This window comes from Flavobacterium rarum (SeqCode), assembly GCF_965234445.1.
Classification (GTDB): domain Bacteria; phylum Bacteroidota; class Bacteroidia; order Flavobacteriales; family Flavobacteriaceae; genus Flavobacterium; species Flavobacterium rarum.
Map to the genome: position 1 here is coordinate 548,791 of NZ_OZ248479.1, position 18,086 is coordinate 566,876.

Here is an 18,086-nt window from a genome sequence, read left to right on the forward strand (position 1 = left end):
ATATAAAATTATTTTAGGAAATTATGTGTAAAGAGAAAAAGGTATTGCCTAATTTAATTATTTTGTTTTTTATTCTTTTAGTATCGCTATTGTATGGTTGTAATAAAGAAAATAAATTCAAGAAAAATGAGAGTTTTTATCGAGCTATAAATGGAAATGATACTGCTTTTTTATCATTATCGTTGAATGAGAAGCATTTCACTGGGAATTACGAGAGACGATATGGGACAGTAGGGAAAGATTCTGGAGATGTAAGAGGTAAAATTTCTGGAGATACTTTGCTGGGGTTGTATAATTATGTTACTTACGGTGGAAATAATAATATAATTCCAATTGCTTTGTTAAGAAGAGGGAATAAGATTTATTGGGGTAAAGGGTTAGCAATGAGTCTTATGAATGTTTATTTTTTTTCGAAAGATGTCCAGATGGACTACGATAATTCAGAATTTGTTTTTGAAAAGGTAAATAAAGTAGAAGAGAAATAAAAAATATAGTTTTTAAACTGATTTTATTTCTAAAGACAAACCCCACAAGACTTCAAAATAAATTGAATTTTTGTGGGGTTTTATAAATCTAATTTCTTAGTTCTAAAATATAAAATTACATCTATTCTCCCAAAAATGGATATCTGTAATCTGTTGGAGTTACAAAAGTTTCTTTAATTGTTCTTGGAGAAGCCCAACGCAATAAGTTCAAGGCAGATCCCGCTTTGTCATTGGTTCCAGAAGCTCTTGCTCCACCAAAAGGTTGCATTCCAACGATTGCTCCAGTTGGTTTGTCATTGATGTAAAAATTACCTGCTGCATTTTGTAAAGCAGTAGTTGCTTCTTCGATTGCATAACGGTCTTGACTGAAAACAGCTCCAGTTAAAGCGTATTCAGATGTAGTGTCTACTAGTTTCAATGTTTCTGACCATTTTGCATCTTCATACACATAAATAGTCATAACAGGTCCAAACAATTCGGTTGCCATTGTGCTATAATTTGGATTTGTAGTTACAATGATTGTTGGTTCAATAAAATATCCAACAGATTTATCATAATTACCACCCACGATGATTTCGGCATCAGTATCTTTTTTGGCTTGGTCAATAAAACTAGCCAATTTGTCAAATGAACCTTCGTGAATTACAGCTGTTATAAAGTTTCCAAAATCTTCTGGAGAACCCATTTTCATTGATTTCGTATCGGTAATTAATTGCTCTTTTAATGCTGGCCATAAGCTTTGCGGTACGTAAGCTCTTGAAGCAGCCGAACACTTTTGTCCTTGATATTCAAAGGCACCACGCACAATTCCAGTAGCTACTTGTTTCACATTAGAACTTGGATGAGCGATGATGAAATCTTTACCACCTGTTTCTCCAACAATTCTTGGATAGGTTTTGTAATGATGAATGTTGGCTCCTATTTTGGACCAAATATCTTTGAAAACATGTGTTGATCCTGTAAAGTGAATTCCAGCAAAATCACGGCTCGCCAAAACGGTATCTGTAATCATCAAGGCATCTCCAAAAACAACGTTGATAACACCATCAGGAACTCCTGCTTCTTTGAATACGTCTATAATAATTTTTGCAGAGAATACTTGACTGTCACTTGGTTTCCAAATCACAACATTCCCCATCATGGCAGCACTTGCTGGAAGATTGGCAGCAATAGCTGTAAAGTTGAAAGGTGTAATTGCATAGACAAATCCTTCAAGTGGTCTGTATTCTAAACGATTCCACATATCCGAATTGGATTTTGGTTGATCGGCATAGATTTGCGACATGAATTCAACGTTGAAACGTAAAAAATCAATTAATTCACAGGAAGCATCGATTTCTGCTTGAAATATATTTTTGGACTGCGCAATCATTGTTGCAGCATTTATTCTGGCTCTGTATGGACCTGCAATCAATTCGGCAGCTTTCAAGAAAATAGCGGCTCTTTGTTCCCAAGCCATATTAGCCCAAGCGGTTCTTGATTCTAATGCGTTGGCAATTGCTTTTTCAATATGTGATTTTTCGGCCAAATGATAAGTTCCCACAATATGCTGATGATCGTGTGGAGCAGTCATGTTTTTGGTATTGCCAGTTCTAATTTCTTCGCTTCCAATATACAATGGAACATCGATTTTAGTATTCCACATGGCTTTGTAAGCCGCTAGAACTGAAGCTTTTTCTGGAGAATTGGGAGCGTAACTTTTTACTGGCTCATTTACCGCATTGGGTACATTGAAAAATCCTTTTAACATATCTTTATAATTAAATAGTAAACAATTAGATAATTTGATGCAAAAGTACGAAGGAAAGATTTAAATCATGATAAAAATATCATAATTAAAGTCAAATTAATTTAAAGCAAAAGGGGCACACATTCTAAATGTAGGTACGATTACTCTAAAAGATTTGGTTGAAGTGAAGTTTATCATATTGAAATACCCTTTCATTGCTCCGTAAGGGGATGATAATAAACAGCCAGAACTATAAGTGTGTTGTTCTCCAGGTTTCAAAACGGGTTTTTTCCCGATAACACCTTCTCCGTCTACATATTCTAAATCATTCAAAGAATCATAAATTTCCCAGTGACGTGAAGTCAATTGAACGGAGTCTTTACTGTGGTTTTCGATTGTAATCTCATAACTAAAAGCAAAGTGAATCTTGTAGTTTTTGAAGTAGGTACCTTCAAAACTAGTCAATACTGAAATTTTTATGCCTCTTGTTATTTGTGAAACCATGTTAATGAGCTAATTAAGTGCTATTTGTTGACAAATCTACAAAAAAAATAAATAATTTATTTAAAAATTTTCAAAGTTTTCTAATTTGTTATGTTTAATGAATTCGCTGTTCCTAGACCTATCACTTTTTCATATCGATCGGCACTTCCTTTATAATAAACCAAAACAGTATACTCATTTTCGGTTTGGTAAAAATTACCGTCAATAGCATTTTCTTGATCGATAATTCCTTTATTATCCAAAGTCATATATTGGAAATTTGTAAATCCTTGTTTGATTAAAATAGCTTTTTCATACAATCCCTTTTCGGTATTAAAATCCATCTTGTTTTCTGGAGAAACAGTATAATTATTAAACATTCCAACTACATAAATTGATGAATTTGGATTGGCCAAAGGCGCAGATAAGCTAAAGTAAACCCATGAATAATCGGATTCTATTGAATTGTTTTCAGCATCTAATTTTCTAACAGTGAAATTTCCATTTACATCTTGATAATTGGAATATGGAAAACTGGATTTATCATTATTAGTATATAAATGGGTGTTGTAAATATCATTGTCTTTACCAATGAAACTCACATAATTATTGGCGTTTTTGATGTCTTTGGAATCAAAATATAAAAATTCGTTACCTGCCCAAAACTGTGTTTCCAGATCGTATTTAAAAACAAAATTATTGCTGACGGTGTATTGTGGGACAACATTCCGAATAGTAGTCTTGAATTTTCCGTTTTGAAGTAAAACTACTTTTAAGTTTTGCATCGGATTTTGAAATAAAAATTGATCACCTTTGATTTCAAATTCTAAGTTCTGTTTGGAATAAATGTTTTTGACTGTTCGAGGCCGTTTTATTTTTACAGGGACCGACACTAGGTCTTCATACAAAATAAAATGTCTTTTCAAAATAACTTCTTTGTCTGAGTTCAATATAGTCAAGACATAATTGCCACTTAATACTATTTTGCTGAAGTTGTTGGGTAAGGTTAGGTTATAATGAGTAAAAATCTGTAAAGTGTTGAAAGAATTAATGTAATCCTGAATTTTTTGGCTGTCGAAACCTGATAAATAGTCGCTTTTTGGAATGTCTGTTGGAGTCCAATTGTAATCGCAATGGGTGATTTCGTAATAATAGTCGGCTTCATTGCCAAACAAATCATCAAATTGAAATTGAAATGAATCGCCTAAACGAAATATTGGAACTACGTTTTGACTGTTCTGAACAAAAGAAGCTGTTTTGATATTGAATGGTGGTGCTAATTCAGTCTCGACTTGCGCTGAAGAATTGATATAAAATAAAGAAAACAGTAAAACAGCAATTATTTTCATAGATAGCGACTTGTTCATGAATGGTAAATATACAAATTAACGGGAGTTATAATTATATATTTGACAAGAACGGTAAACAGACGGGGCAAATGTATGAGTTTTAATTGACCGCTGATTCGCAGATTATATTTTTTAATTTTTCGCTTTATAGAAATAAATTTGCGCTAATTCAGTTGAAAGCGATTAATTTTGGACATTTTTTTTGATTGAAATCTGCGAATCTGCGGTGAAAAATTCATGCGTTTATCTTTACAACAGGATTATTAATTTACTCCAAAATAAAATCCAAATTCTCCTCAATTTCTGAACTCATATAATTTTCATCCAAAAGCGAATCGGCTAATAATTTTTTACTTTCCTGTAAACGAATAATTTTTTCTTCAACGGTGTTTTTGGTGATAAACCGAATCACATTTACTTTATTCATTTGTCCAATACGATGCGCGCGTCCAATTCCCTGTTTTTCCGAAAAAGGATTCCACCAAGGATCCAGAAAAACAACATAAGAAGCTTTCGTTATGTTGAGTCCAACGCCACCCGCTTTCAAAGAAATGAAAAACAACAATGGTTTTTCCTGTTCCTGAAAGCGATTGACTTGAAATTCCCGCTCTTTCAAAGGTGTTTCTCCGGTGAGTTCACAGAAATCTATTTTGTTTTCTTTGCACCACGTTTTATAAAAATTTAAATTCGACACAAACGAACTAAAAACAATCGTTTTTTGGTTGGATTGGACCAAAGTCTCGAGATAACGAGTCACAGCAATGTATTTTCCCGAATCCATTTCCGATTTGGAATCAATCATTTTGGGGTGATTGCTCAACTGCCTCAAACGCATCAACGTATTGATGATGTTGATTTTGTCTACTCCAGAACCATCTGTTTTTAATAATGAGTTTCGTGCTTTGGATTTTTCCTCTTCATACAATTTCTCCTGTTCGGGTTCCATGTCGCAATAGAAAATCTGTTCGGACAATTCTGGTAAGTCTTTTAAAACTTGTTCTTTGGTGCGTCTTAATATAAAAGGACTTATGAGATTTTTTAATTCCAATAAACTGTTTTCGTCTTGCTTTTTCTCGATTGGTAATTTATAATTTTCGGCAAAAAACGCATAACTCCCCAAGATATTCGGATTGATAAATTGCATTTGTGACCATAAATCATCAAGTGAATTTTCTATAGGAGTTCCGCTCAACGATATTTTATGACTGGCTTTTATTTGACTAATCGACTTGAAAATTTTAGAGTTTTTGTTTTTGATGTATTGACTTTCGTCTAAAATCAAATACCTGAAATTGTATTTTTCTAATATCAAAATGTCTCTGGACACGATGGCATAGCTCGTAAAGATGATGTCGTATTTTTCTAATTTTTTGGAAATCAGTTTTCGATCGGTGCCAATGTACTGCACTCTTCGGAAATGTGGTGTGAATTTTCGAGCTTCATTATACCAATTGAATACCAAAGATGACGGAAGCACAATTAAGGTTTTTAAATATTCTTTAGGTACCGTAATTTCGTTTCCAAACAAATCGAATTGAATGTCGTCGGCTTTTTTAAATTCCAATTGTTCTTGTACTGCAACGAGCGTGGATAAGGTTTGCAAGGTTTTCCCCAATCCCATATCATCGGCCAAACAAGCGCCGAGTCCGTTGTTGTAATGTTCCAAAAGCCATTGGACTCCTTCAATTTGATAGGGTCTCAATGTTGCTTTGACCAAAGAGGAAGGTTGATATTCGACTTCTCCTTTTAAATGAATTGAATTTTTAAGTTCTGAAATTCCATCCAAAACAGCAAAATTACTTTTGAGTAATATAATATTTCCGTTTTGAACTTTCGCCAGTTTTGCCATTGGTCCGTAAAGTGTCATCCATTCTATCGGAATCAAAAAATAGTTGCCGTTTGGTAAAAGAAAGATTCGGTTTCGGTTTTTTATATTCGGAACAATTTCAGCGAAACTAAATTCAAATGCCTCGCAAACCACAATCATTTTGATATCAAACCAATCGCTTTTGATGTCATTTGAAAATTGAATAGTGACTTTGTGAGTTTCTATTTTCTTATTATCTATTTTTAAATCTTTAACCGAAAAACCAGAAGATTCGAGAATTTCTTGATTTTCGATTACCCATTGAATAGTTGCGTATGGATCCTGTTTTTCTTCTTTTGGTGAAAGTCCAAACGTACCATTCTCTCTTTTGGATAAACCTAGTTCTATCAATTTTTTTTCAAATGTCACTTCCTCGGCTGTTCTCTTGTATTGAATAACCTTGATTTCATCCAAATTACTAGTGTCAATTTCGGAGTGAATTTTCTTGGTTTTACTATTATCAAAATTGTAACCATTATAATCGAATAAAAGATTGATCAAATAGGTGTTTTTGAAAAAATCATGTACCAGCTGTAGCGAACAACTTGTGATTTTGTCCTTGAGTTCAACTGCAAATCCGGTGGCTTTTATATCCGCTTTTTTTGCGACATCTTTAATAAATTTTTCAAAGTATTCCGCAACCATTTTCGAGGGAATTTCGATGGTTTTCTTTTTCAAAAAAGGAACTAGCTTTTTGGTGTTGATGTTTTCTAAAAGATGTAATTTATGGTAAGCGATCAACCAACCGGGCTCGTCCAAAAGCAAAGTAACATCCGTGATTGAAGGATGGAATACAGTTGTGTCGTCTTGTAAAAGTAAAGTATATGAAATTCCGTTTTCGTGCTTCTCAAACTCAAGTTGGGTTTTCAATGTAGGGTTTGTGGAATCAATTCGGCTAATGCGAAAATCTTTTTCTTTTCCCAGATTCAGTGAAAGCGGAAAATTATTTTGACAAACTAAAGTGTAAAACTGGTCCAGTTTCGTTTTAAGGAATTGCCGAATCCCAAATTCCAGTTTGCTGTCTTTGAACAAATCCTCAATGGTTTTTGCCGATTTGCTGTTTTTTCCAAAATTCTTAAAGATAGCTTCAGGCTTGAGCGCATCGCAAATTGAAAGTGCTTTTTTGGTGTCTGCATCCAAATTTTCAACAATCACACCAAAACTTTCAAGAACTTGTGGGCTTGCTTTTTTGTCTATATATGTTATCGCTTCCGTATGTCCTACAATATAAGCGGTCGGAATATAGGTGTTAAGCTTTTGCTCAAAACTAATATCAAAGCAAAACTGAAAGGAATTTTCGGGTTTCAAATGCAATTATTTTTACAGATGTTCGATAAGCGGATTGGAATTATTTTATGCCACAAATTTTAAGGATTTTCACGGATTTCTTTATTTGTGTTTATTTCAATCTGTGAAAATCTGTGGAATCTGTGGCAAAAATATATTTTAGGATTAGCTAGGTTTAATGATAATTATTTAAAACAAACCGGAATGATTTCGCCTTTTGCCAAACAATATTTTTCTACCAATTCGGGTGCTATTTTATTAGTGTAATCTTCTTCAACAACGGTGAAACCAATGCTTCTCAGTTTATCAAAATAATCACGACCATAAATGCGTACGTGATCGTATTGACCAAAGATTTTGGCACGTTCTTTTTGGTCGGTAATTGTATCGTCAGCAAAGGTTACATCTCTATTCAAATCTTGTGGAATTTGCAAAATAGCCATTCCGCCAGGTTTCAAAACGCGGTACAATTCCTGCATGGCTTTGGTGTCATCCGGAATGTGTTCCAAAACGTGATTGCAAAGAATAACATCGTATTGATTGTCTTCAAAAGGCAAATTACAGATATCTGCTTTTACATCTGCCAAAGGAGAAAATAAATCGGTTGTAGTATAATCAAGGTTTTTTTGCTTGCGAAACAGTTTATAAAAAGCCTGTTCCGGTGCAAAATGCAATACTTTTTTTGGAGCTGTAAAAAAATCGGTTTGTTCGTTTAGGTACAACCAAAGCAAACGGTGTCTTTCCAACGAAAGTGTACTTGGCGAAAGCACATTGTTGCGTTGTGTTTCGTATCCATAAGGTAACATTGATTTGAAACTTTTCCCATCGATAGGATCCGTAAATTTGTCTCCTTTTAATGTAAAAGCAATAATAGGACGAGCCACGTAACTCAATCGAATTAAGATTGGACGAGGAATGGTATTGAGTATAAGTTTAAACACAGATTTCATTGGATAAAAATTTAAACACGGATTAAAATAAAAAAAATGATACGAATTTCACGAATTTGCACGAATTATTAATGCTTAAAATGAATTTCACGAACTTATGTTTATAAAATAATTCGTTTGTATTTGAGGCTATCTTCTCCAAAATTGGCTAATAAGCCAAGTTTGTTTTTGGATGATGCTAAATAATTTAATGTTTGTTTGGTGTCACTATTTGTTAATTGTGAAATTGCTTTTACTTCAAATATTATCTCATTGTAAATGACAAAATCGGCAACGTATTTTCGCGGTAAAATAATTTCTTTATATTCAATTTCATAGATTTTTTCTCTTTCAAAAGGTATAGAATTGATTTTAAATTCATATTCCAAAGCATCTTTATAAACAACTTCACTGTGGCCTTTGCCAAGAATTTTATGAACCTCCATGCAAAGACCAATAATTTTATAAGATTCCTCTTTTAAATAAATGCCATCCATAATTGATTTACTATTCGTGCAATTTTTTATAAATTTTGAATTCGTGTTAATTCGTGAAATTCGTGTCTATTTCTTTATCATCAACATTCGTGCAATTTTTATGAGTTTTGAATTCATGCCAATTCGTGAAATTCGTGTTTAGATAACAAAAGGCACTTCTCGAAACTCATCTTCTTCATTACTCACGATTCCCAATTCTTTGTACACATAAGCAAACGTCGATAAAATCTCTGGTTTCCCATCGATAATGGCCACATCGTGTTCAAAATGGGCAGATGGTTTTCCGTCCGCGGTCGTGATTGTCCAACCGTCTTTGTGTTGTTTGATGTTTTTGGTTCCCATATTGATCATAGGTTCAATAGCGACAACCATTCCTTCGATGAAAAGTTTTCCACGACCTCTTTTTCCGTAATTAGGCATTTCGGGGTCTTCGTGCATTTTTTGACCAACACCGTGACCAACCAATTCGCGAACCACACCATAACCGTGCGCTTCAGTATATTTTTGAATCGCATTTCCGACATCTTCCACACGGTTTCCGATTCGTAATTCACGAATTCCAACGTAAAGTGATTCTTTGGTTATACGTAATAATTTTTTTGTTTCTTCGGCTACTTCGCCAATTTCAAACGAGTAGGCGTGATCTCCGTGGTATCCGTTTTTGAAAGCACCGCAATCAACCGAAATTACATCACCACTTTCCAATGGTTTGTTGTTTGGAATACCATGTACCACTTGAGAATTCGGGCTCATACACAATGAATTCGGGAATCCATAAAGTCCTAAAAAACTAGGTACTGCGCCATGATCGCGAATGAATTCTTCAGCTCTTTTGTCAAGATATAATGTGGTAACTCCTTCTTTGATTTCAGAAGCAATCATTCCTAATGTTTTTGATACGATTAAGGCACTTTCGCGCATTAATTCTATTTCTTCACGGGTTTTTTGAATAATCATGTTTTCGAATTTTCAGAGTGCAAAAATACACTTTTAAAATTATTTCTTTTGTATTGGGTTTGTTTTAATTTTTAAGACTTTAAAATTGCCACAAATTCCTATTGTGATTTGGAGACTTATATGTTTTTAGTATTTTGTAGTACTTTAAATGCTTAAATTAGCTAAGAAATCAATTCGTTATATTATGAATGCATCCATAGAAGAAGACAGTAAAAAAGAGCAGGATTTGGCTAAAATGAAAAGAAACGCGCTTATCCTATTAGGAATTGCCGTAGTACTTTTTGTGGTTGCCAATGTCTATAAGATAAATTGGTTAAAAGCGTTTAGCGAAGCCGCAATGGTGGGCGGAATTGCCGATTGGTTTGCAGTGGTGGCTTTGTTCAGGCATCCGCTTGGGATTCCGATACCGCATACGGCTTTGATTCCGAGTAACAAGGACAAAATAGGGGAGAATTTGGGAAATTTTGTTTCGGATGAGTTTTTGACCAGAGAAAAATTGGAACTGAAAATTGAGCAATTTAATGTGGCAATAAAAGCTTCGGATTGGTTGATAGATGAGAAAAATGCTAATACTGTAGCCATTTTAATTATTGAAAATGTAATTCCCGGTCTTTTAAAAACAATCGATGACGAAGAAGTGCAGCGTTTTATACAAACGCAGTTTAGTGGTAAATTAAGTAAAGTAAATTTAGCAGAATGGATTGCTCTTGGTTTGGAATCATTGACCAAAAGGGATAAACAAGAACAATTGGTGACCAATGTTTTGAAAACGTTAATTGTTGAATTGCAAAGCAATAAACATGTGATTGAAGAAAAAGTTAAAAGTTCAACTCCATTCCTTTCTTTTGGCTTGGCCGATAAAAAAATAACAGAAGGAATTTTTAATGGACTGTATGATTTTCTGGATCAGGCAAGTCATCAAGACAGTACTATTCGAAAAAAAGTAAACAACTATGTGGTGGATTTTATAATCGAGTTGAAAGAATCACCCGAAATGCAACAAAAGGTTAATGATTTGGTTCTTGGCTTTGCTAATAAAAAGGAAGTGCAAGATTACATTAGTGGCATTTGGTTGGAAATCAAAACGGCTATTGCTAATGATTTAAATCAAAAAGAGGCGTCAATAATCAAAAACAGTATTGCCAATATGATTCAGAGTTTTGGAAAAGGAATACAAGCCGATCAATTGATGATGGATAAGATTAATAATTTTATAAAAAATGATGTGATGTCCGTGCTTATCAATAATAAAAAAATGATTGGTGAATTGATTTCGTCTACCGTAAAAAGCTGGGATACCGATGAAGTTTCAAAAAAATTAGAGCTGGAAATAGGAAGCGATCTACAATACATTCGAATCAATGGAACATTGGTGGGAGGTCTGGTCGGACTTTTGATTTATGCTGTTGAACATGTGTTGCATAAATTTATAAACTGAGTTCGATTAATACACAACTTTTTTATAAATTGATTATGTTAGTTAATGTTCCTGCAAGGTCTTTTTCTAGACCTTATAGGTATCTTTCCATCTGTGAAATACCTACAAGGTTGAAAAAAACCTTGCAGGATAACCAATAAATTATTGAATAATCTAACTCAGGTTAATAAAACTGATTTTATTTTAAAAAGAAATAAAGATTTTTTGTTGTGAAACCTCTCTTTTTTATTTTGCCAAGAATTAATTCGGATTGGCCATGATTTTATAAAGCTCTGAGTTGGAAATATAAAATCGATTTTCTAACCCGATTTGAGAAAGTTGTGCGGTCACTAGATTGTTTTCTCTGGTGTTGATCAAGAAAAGGGAACTTTCGCCCAAGTTAAACAATCGCTCTTCCGATTGCAACATGGTAGAATTGTCATTGACCAATTTGTTAATCAATTTTTGTTGTTTGCTCAAGGATGTGATTTCAAATCTTTGAGCACTTATTTTATTAGATAATTGAACTTTTTCTAAATCTCTTGTAAACTCTGTTTCCTGGATTTTGTATTGCGCTAGTTTCAAACCACCTCGTTCTTTTCTTAAAAACAAGGGAAAAGAAAAGTCAACACCTACTTTGTAATTGTCGGTGCTGTTGGGTTTGGTCGGATTGGGTTGCGCCAAATAAGAATATCCTACATCGATTTTTGGTAACAACAAATTGGCTTTCATTTTTTTCTCTACCGTCAACATGTCAATTTTACTTTGTAAAGCTTCAATTTTTGGGTGATTAATGATTGAAAAATCTTGATTGACCAAGTCACTAATGTTTAATGTTTCTTGTATGGTTTGCCCTAGTTTTTTCTCTGGAATAATGACATCAGCCAATTCTAAAGGGATGTTGTTTTCTAGCCAAAGATAATTGGATAATTCTAATTTGGCTTTTGTTAGTTTCAGTTTTGAATCCTCAAGTGACAACAACCTATTTCTGACTACGATTCCTGCTTCTATGCTGTCAATTGCTGGTTTGTCTCCTTGTTTTATTAAAGATTCAATTCCTTCGTATCGCCTTTGTGCATTTGTTCTGTAATTTTCATAAAGCAAATATTCTTCGTAGTTTTTTTTCCAATTAAAATACGCTACAGATGCATCGTACAAAACAGCTATAGCTTCTAATTTTTGCTCAGCTTGGCTTAATTTGACTTGAATTTTCGCTTTTTGTAAATCGGCCATTCTTTGATTAATCAGTAAGCCTTGTCCTAGAGGAACGCTGATTCCAAGTGAAGTAAGACCAGTATTAGGGGTTTTGTTTTCAGGATTAAGATAGTATCCTTCGTTTTTATCAAATCCTGCTTTTACTTCAATTCCATACCAAGTTGGTATTTTGAAACTACTGTTTAATATCGAATAATATTCGGTTCCTTGAAACTGTTTTTTATTATAATCCAATTCCAATTTTGGATCAAATCCTCCACGAGCCATCATTAGGTTAGCTTGCGCTTTGCTGATTTCCAAGTTTGCGTTCTTTACCAATGGATGGTATTTTTTTACAAAACCCAAATACTCATTATAGCTCATTTCTTTGAGATTTGGAGGTAATGTGGGTTCAGTACTGGTCTGACTATAAAAAATAGTTGTTCCTAATAATGTTAGTAGTAAAAGAAGGTGTTTCATCTCTTAGTTTTTATGATTCTACCAAGAATTGTGTGGGTAAGAAAAAAATAAAGAAAAATTTTTACCATTAAGAAATTAAGAAAAATTAAGTTTTCTAGGACTTAATGAACCTTAATAGCTTAATGGTGCAAAGAAAAATTAAATTTTTAATTTTTAAAACCCATACGATTGAGTGTAGAACTGTTTTTGTTAATTTTTAAAAGTCAGATGGAACTAGTAAATAACCATTTCTTTGTGCGAAATAGTACATACTTGTTTCATTATTTCTTTTCTTTTGAAGGTTTCTCTTTTCCTTTGTAATAATTAGGAGGAAAACCGTTAAGTGTTCTCCAAAATTCAAACCAAACCGGAACGGTATTTAGCAAAGCTATGGTTTGAGCACCAGATCCTATGCTTAATTGTTTAGGCCAAGGTGCTTCGTTTTTGTCTGGCGCAATCAAGATTCTGAATTTTCCATTATCACTTATAAAGTTTTCTATAGCAACTACTTCGCCACCAAATGTTCCATAAGACATGTCTGGCCATCCTGAGAATACAATTGTTGGCCAACCATCAAACCAAACTCTCACTTTTTCGCCTCTTTTTATTAAAGGTAAATCAATTGGGTCTACAAAAGATTCCACAGCAATATCATATTTTGAAGGCATAATCGTTGCAATAGGAGTTCCTTCTTTTATGTTTTCGCCTATTCCCGACTGCAAGGCTCTGTTGATATACCCATTTTGAGACGCTTTGATATAATACATGCCATTGCGAATGCTATAATTGGCATATTGGTTTTCTAACTTATTTACTTGTGCTTCGGTGTCGAATTGATTGCTCAAAGCAGTGAATTGATCACTTTGTGCTTTTGACGTTTTCTCCGAATATTCAGCCGATATTCTATTGATTTCTACTTCAGCATTGATGAATTCATTTTTACTTGTATAAAATTTATTTTCTTGAGTAATTATTTTGGCTTCAACCTCCTGAAGTTTCAAGCGTTTTTCTTCTACATCAGTCATTGCTTTTAATCCTTCTTTGTTTAATTGTAACGATCGATTGTATTGGGTATTGGCAATTTTTAGTTGTGTTTTTACAGCCACAAGATCCATACTGTCACTTTTTATTTTCAAACGAGCTTGTTTTATTTTGTTTTCGGCTTGCTCTAGTTTTAAACTTTTTTCTTTTTGTATAGCCTGCATTTGTGAAGAAAGCGCTGTTACTTTCGAACCATAGGATTCCAACGATTGTTTCTTGGCATTTACCTGGTTTTTGGTGTTTCTAACCAAATTGGGATCCATGTAGTCTTCTTTTATCTCCGATATAAATAGAATTGTATCCCCTTTTTTTACATAATCCCCTTCTTGAACAAACCATTTTTCTATTCGTCCAGAAATAACAGATTGAATGGATTGTGGCCTCTGATTGGGTTTTAATGTTGTAACTGCTCCTGCGCCCGAAATATTTTGTGTCCATGGAAGGAAAAGAGCAATAATTCCTAGAATAGAAACCGCAAGAATAATTCTATTCAAGATTTTATAATGAGGTCTGTTGCTCAAATTCTTGATTGTAGAATATTTTTCAAGAGCACTATTGTTTATTGGATTTTTGTCTGATATGTTTAACATATTCTTATTTTTTGGTATCGGTTAGAATTGTTCCTTTTTGCATAGTAATTTCTCGTGTGCATTTGGTAAGCCAATGTGGATTTTGAGAAGAAACGATTACGGTCCATTTGTTTTTTTCTGATGTAATAAAATCAATTATTTCATTGGCCACTTTAACATCCATTTTGTCGGTTGGTTCTTCATAAAATAAAATATTGGGTTTGTGAATAATGCTTCTTGCCAATAATATTTTCTGTGCATTTGAAGAGGACAATTCCTTGCCTTCTGGAAATATTTTAGTATCCAGACCTTTGGGTAATGTTTTTATAAAACTAGTAAGTTGTACTCCATCCAAAGCCCATTTTAAATCTTCGGAACTGATACTTTTATCATTAAAAGTGATGTTTTCAAGAATGGTACCTTCAAACGGTGTTTCTCCTTGTATAATACTGCCAATTCTGGAACGGTATTGTTTAATGTCTATTTTTCTAAAGGTGTCGTCATTGATATAGAAATTCCCAGAAGTAGGATGTAACAAGCCGGAAAGCACTCGAATCAAGGTTGTTTTTCCAGATCCATTTTCTCCGTCGATTATAATTTTTTCTCCTGAATCTATTTTTAAATTAATATTATTTAGAATGCCAAAATTAGTTCCAGGAAATTGAAACTCCATGTTTTCGGTTTCAAGACTAATATTGGTATAGCAACTTTTGTTTTCAACAGTAATTTCTGCTTCTAATTCCATATCGGTAACTTGACCAATTTTCTCCACTGCTGTCAACACATCGTAGAATGTTTCAAGTCCAAGAATTATTTTTTCAACCGAACTAATAACCAATAAAATAATGATTTCTGCCGCGACAAATTGCCCAATATTCATTTGCTGATTCAGTACCAAATATCCTCCTATGATTAATAAACTTGCTGTGATGATTACCTTAAAAATGATCAAATGACTAAACTGTCTTTTGATAACATTAAAATGGTTCTCTCTGCAGTACAAGTAATCTTTCATTATTGAGTTGTTTTTTTCTAGAGCGAAATCGTAGTTGAGTTCGTTTCTAAAACTGAAATTATTACGTGCAATTTCTTGAAGCCAACTCGCAGTTTTGTATTTATTTTTGGATGTCTTTAAGCTGGTTTCTGTTCCTTTATTATAAGAATATTTAAAAATTATATATAATAAAATTAGTAATAGAATACCAAACACCATAAAGAATGGATGGTATAAAGACAATAAGATAATTCCGAATACAATTTGTAAAATGGCGGCCGAAAAATCTACTAATAATTTTGAGGTTCCTTTTTGGATGGTAAGTGTGTCAAAAAAACGATTGGCCAATTCTGGTGGATAATACCCATAAAGTTCTTTGAATTCAATTTTTGGTAATCTTGATGCAAACTCAAAAGAGGATCGAACAAACATTTTTTGTTGTAAATTTTCTGTTATTCGCAATTGCATTAGAGACAATATGCCTACTAATGCTACTCCTATTACTACAAGTACAACAAGAACTATCCAAGAAGCACTTATTCGTCCAGATTGAATAAAGTTTACAATGGCTTGAATGCCTAGCGGAAGTGATAAACTTACAATTCCAGCAAAAATGGCATAGAAAAAGATTTGAGAGACATCTTTTTTGTCTAATTCTAAAAGGTTGAATAGTCGTTTTAATGCAGTCATATTGCTATTTTTTAAGTATAGTTTCAACAAGGTTATAATAAAATTCAGTTGGGCTTATAGTTGGATTGCAGTCGGTAATAGTTTGCATATGGTCTTTTAGAAAGTGTTGGTGTAAAGCTCCTTCAACAACACTTGAGGCTAAACTTTTAGCGTATGAATATTCTGGTTTCACTTCTTTTATTATAGCTGTTATTCTGTTGATTACTCTTATGTAAATGGTGTAATATCCTTCTATAATTTCTTGATCTACTTCTTTGGTATGAAAAGTTTTAGTGAATTCTGCTATAATGATTTTGTTTAAAATCGATTCGTTAATGTGTAGTGTTTTTTGATCATCTTCTACCTTTTCTGTAACTATAGAAATTGCTTTTTTTAGTTTTTCCCAAGAGTCAGATTGGTTTGAGGTGGAAAACACTAATCGGTATTCCATCCAACTCCAATACCATGAGGATAAATATACTAATAATCTGTGTTTGTTTTCAAAATAACGGTAGATTGAACTTTCGTTAGAGCCAATTTTTTCTCCCAATTTTTTAAAAGTAAAATTATCAAAACCAATATTGTCAATAAGAATTATACTTTCTTGAATGATTTTTTTGCCTAATGCAGAAGTCTCAGGATCTTTTACATAAAGTTTGTCGTTGACTTGTATTTTGATATTTGATAATAGTCGATCCATTTTAAAAATATTTATGTGCAAATATAATAGTAATACTTTTAAAAAAGAGATTTTAACTTTTAATTATATAATGTTCAATAGAGTTATGAGTTTTATCATATTCTATAATCACTCCTTTTTTTATATTTGTTATAAATACAACAATTATGGAAAAGTATGTTACTGCAGAAGAAGCTGTAAAAGTCGTAAAATCTGGTGATAGAGTTTATTTACAAGCAGCTGCAGCAGCTCCAACAATTCTGGCAAATGCTTTAACCGAAAGAGCATCTGAATTGCGAAATGTAGAAATTTGTCATTTGCATACTGAAGGTGAGGCGCGTTATGCTAATCCAGAATTGGCAGATAGCTTTCATGTGAATTCTTTTTTTATAGGTAGTAATGTTCGACATACGTTAAAAGCAGGAAATGGTTCTTATACTCCGGTTTTTTTGAGTGAGTTGCCTCGTTTGTTTCGAAAAAATGTGCTGCCATTGGATGTAGCTTTTATACATGTGTCTCCACCAGATAGTCACGGATATTGTTCGCTAGGCGTTTCTGTTGAAGCTTCAGTTGCAGCGATTGAGAATGCGAAAATTGTTATAGCACAAGTAAATCCTCAAATGCCGAGAACTTTTGGCGATGGGATTTTGCATGTTTCAGAAATAAATTATTTAGTAGCAGTAGATGTGCCTATTTATTCGCATGAAGTAGCCCCTTTTACAGCAGTAGAAGATAAAATCGGGAATTATATTGCCTCTTTGATTGAAGATAGAAGTACACTCCAAATGGGCATTGGATCGATTCCTAATGCTGCTTTGAGTAAATTGGGTAATCATAAAGATTTAGGCTTACACACCGAAATGTTTTCGGATGGTGTAATCGATTTGATCGAAAGCAATGTGATTAATTGCAATTACAAAGGTACATTAAGAGGAAAAGTATTGTCTACTTTTTTATTAGGATCCAAACGGCTGTATGATTTTGTTAATGACAATCCTTTTATCGAGTTACGGGAATCTTCTTTTGTAAATGATACGGCAAGAATTCGGAAAAACCCAAAAATGATAGCTATTAATTCGGCAATTGAAGTTGATTTAACTGGACAAGTCTGTGCTGATTCTATTGGGCCTAGAATGTATTCGGGTGTTGGCGGACAAATGGATTTTATTCGTGGAGCATCCTTAAGTGATGGAGGAAAAGCGATTATTGCTTTGCCATCTACTACAAAAAATGGTCAAAGCAGAATAGTGCCTTTCTTGAAACAAGGTGCGGGAGTAGTTACAACTAGAGGGCATATTCATTATGTAATTACAGAAAACGGTATTGCCGATTTGTATGGTAAAACTTTAAAGCAACGCGCTACAGAACTGGTTCGTATTGCTCATCCCAATCATCAGGAAAATATCGAAAAAGAGTATTTTTATTTATTGGATAAAATGTAAAACAAAAAGGGTGTGAAAAATTAATTTCACACCCTCTTT

Annotated in this window: 14 protein-coding genes; 3 read left to right on the forward strand and 11 right to left on the reverse strand. The window is 33.4% G+C overall.

From position 1 onward, the window contains the following. The first annotated feature begins 23 nt into the window (after positions 1-23). Complete coding sequence (locus tag AC8GF4_RS02225) at positions 24-485, forward strand: hypothetical protein (RefSeq protein ID WP_506592369.1); 462 nt, start codon at positions 24-26, stop codon at positions 483-485. A gap of 121 nt (positions 486-606) precedes the next feature. Here the strand turns inward: AC8GF4_RS02225 and pruA are convergent, their stop codons facing one another. The 7 genes from pruA to map form a co-directional block, all read right to left on the reverse strand. Then, the gene (gene pruA, locus AC8GF4_RS02230; protein WP_506592371.1) at positions 607-2,235 is read right to left on the reverse strand and encodes an L-glutamate gamma-semialdehyde dehydrogenase; all 1,629 of its coding nucleotides are present in this window, start codon (positions 2,233-2,235) and stop codon (positions 607-609) included. A gap of 96 nt (positions 2,236-2,331) precedes the next feature. Next, positions 2,332-2,718, reverse strand: a complete 387-nt coding sequence (gene apaG, locus AC8GF4_RS02235; protein ID WP_077370225.1) for a Co2+/Mg2+ efflux facilitator ApaG/CorD — start codon at positions 2,716-2,718, stop codon at positions 2,332-2,334. An 80-nt stretch (positions 2,719-2,798) separates the two neighbouring features. Beyond that, positions 2,799-4,064: a type IX secretion system plug protein gene (locus AC8GF4_RS02240; protein WP_506592373.1), complete on the reverse strand. Its 1,266-nt coding sequence runs from the start codon at positions 4,062-4,064 to the stop codon at positions 2,799-2,801. Between the two features lie 250 nt (positions 4,065-4,314). After that, complete coding sequence (locus AC8GF4_RS02245) at positions 4,315-7,221, reverse strand: DEAD/DEAH box helicase (RefSeq protein WP_506592375.1); 2,907 nt, start codon at positions 7,219-7,221, stop codon at positions 4,315-4,317. Positions 7,222-7,385: 164 nt separating this feature from the next. Then, positions 7,386-8,150 (reverse strand): methyltransferase domain-containing protein, encoded by a 765-nt coding sequence (locus tag AC8GF4_RS02250; RefSeq protein ID WP_506592376.1) that lies wholly within the window; start codon positions 8,148-8,150, stop codon positions 7,386-7,388. Between the two features lie 101 nt (positions 8,151-8,251). Beyond that, positions 8,252-8,626, reverse strand: a complete 375-nt coding sequence (locus AC8GF4_RS02255) for a GxxExxY protein (RefSeq protein ID WP_506592378.1) — start codon at positions 8,624-8,626, stop codon at positions 8,252-8,254. Positions 8,627-8,764: 138 nt separating this feature from the next. Further along, entirely contained in the window at positions 8,765-9,583 is an 819-nt protein-coding gene (map, locus tag AC8GF4_RS02260) for a type I methionyl aminopeptidase (protein WP_506592380.1), read from the reverse strand. 184 nt (positions 9,584-9,767) lie between these two features. On the opposite strand from map, the gene AC8GF4_RS02265 reads away from it, so the two are divergent. Then, positions 9,768-11,021 carry a DUF445 domain-containing protein gene (locus AC8GF4_RS02265; RefSeq protein WP_506592382.1) on the forward strand — a complete coding sequence of 418 codons (1,254 nt, stop codon included), beginning with the start codon at positions 9,768-9,770 and terminating at the stop codon, positions 11,019-11,021. A gap of 240 nt (positions 11,022-11,261) precedes the next feature. On the opposite strand, the gene AC8GF4_RS02270 is transcribed toward AC8GF4_RS02265, so the two are convergent. From AC8GF4_RS02270 to AC8GF4_RS02285, 4 genes are all read right to left on the reverse strand, one after another. After that, positions 11,262-12,674 (reverse strand): TolC family protein, encoded by a 1,413-nt coding sequence (locus AC8GF4_RS02270; RefSeq protein WP_506592384.1) that lies wholly within the window; start codon positions 12,672-12,674, stop codon positions 11,262-11,264. A 260-nt stretch (positions 12,675-12,934) separates the two neighbouring features. Continuing rightward, positions 12,935-14,284, reverse strand: a complete 1,350-nt coding sequence (locus AC8GF4_RS02275; RefSeq protein WP_506592386.1) for an HlyD family secretion protein — start codon at positions 14,282-14,284, stop codon at positions 12,935-12,937. A 4-nt stretch (positions 14,285-14,288) separates the two neighbouring features. Beyond that, positions 14,289-15,947 carry a peptidase domain-containing ABC transporter gene (locus AC8GF4_RS02280; RefSeq protein WP_506592388.1) on the reverse strand — a complete coding sequence of 553 codons (1,659 nt, stop codon included), beginning with the start codon at positions 15,945-15,947 and terminating at the stop codon, positions 14,289-14,291. 4 nt (positions 15,948-15,951) lie between these two features. Then, on the reverse strand, positions 15,952-16,626 hold the full coding sequence (locus AC8GF4_RS02285) for a TetR/AcrR family transcriptional regulator (protein ID WP_506592390.1): 675 nt from the start codon (positions 16,624-16,626) through the stop codon (positions 15,952-15,954). A gap of 146 nt (positions 16,627-16,772) precedes the next feature. On the opposite strand from AC8GF4_RS02285, the gene AC8GF4_RS02290 reads away from it, so the two are divergent. Next, positions 16,773-18,047: an acetyl-CoA hydrolase/transferase family protein gene (locus AC8GF4_RS02290; protein ID WP_506592392.1), complete on the forward strand. Its 1,275-nt coding sequence runs from the start codon at positions 16,773-16,775 to the stop codon at positions 18,045-18,047. Positions 18,048-18,086 lie beyond the last annotated feature (39 nt).

Coding starts and splice junctions, on each gene's coding strand:
- AC8GF4_RS02280 (WP_506592388.1), bottom strand. CDS start 15,947: ATGACTGCATTAAAACGACTATTCAACCTTTTAGAATTAGACAAAAAA.
- AC8GF4_RS02275 (WP_506592386.1), bottom strand. CDS start 14,284: ATGTTAAACATATCAGACAAAAATCCAATAAACAATAGTGCTCTTGAA.
- AC8GF4_RS02285 (WP_506592390.1), bottom strand. CDS start 16,626: ATGGATCGACTATTATCAAATATCAAAATACAAGTCAACGACAAACTT.
- AC8GF4_RS02250 (WP_506592376.1), bottom strand. CDS start 8,150: ATGAAATCTGTGTTTAAACTTATACTCAATACCATTCCTCGTCCAATC.
- map (WP_506592380.1), bottom strand. CDS start 9,583: ATGATTATTCAAAAAACCCGTGAAGAAATAGAATTAATGCGCGAAAGT.
- AC8GF4_RS02270 (WP_506592384.1), bottom strand. CDS start 12,674: ATGAAACACCTTCTTTTACTACTAACATTATTAGGAACAACTATTTTT.
- AC8GF4_RS02265 (WP_506592382.1), top strand. CDS start 9,768: ATGAATGCATCCATAGAAGAAGACAGTAAAAAAGAGCAGGATTTGGCT.
- AC8GF4_RS02240 (WP_506592373.1), bottom strand. CDS start 4,064: ATGAACAAGTCGCTATCTATGAAAATAATTGCTGTTTTACTGTTTTCT.
- pruA (WP_506592371.1), bottom strand. CDS start 2,235: ATGTTAAAAGGATTTTTCAATGTACCCAATGCGGTAAATGAGCCAGTA.
- apaG (WP_077370225.1), bottom strand. CDS start 2,718: ATGGTTTCACAAATAACAAGAGGCATAAAAATTTCAGTATTGACTAGT.
- AC8GF4_RS02255 (WP_506592378.1), bottom strand. CDS start 8,626: ATGGATGGCATTTATTTAAAAGAGGAATCTTATAAAATTATTGGTCTT.
- AC8GF4_RS02290 (WP_506592392.1), top strand. CDS start 16,773: ATGGAAAAGTATGTTACTGCAGAAGAAGCTGTAAAAGTCGTAAAATCT.
- AC8GF4_RS02225 (WP_506592369.1), top strand. CDS start 24: ATGTGTAAAGAGAAAAAGGTATTGCCTAATTTAATTATTTTGTTTTTT.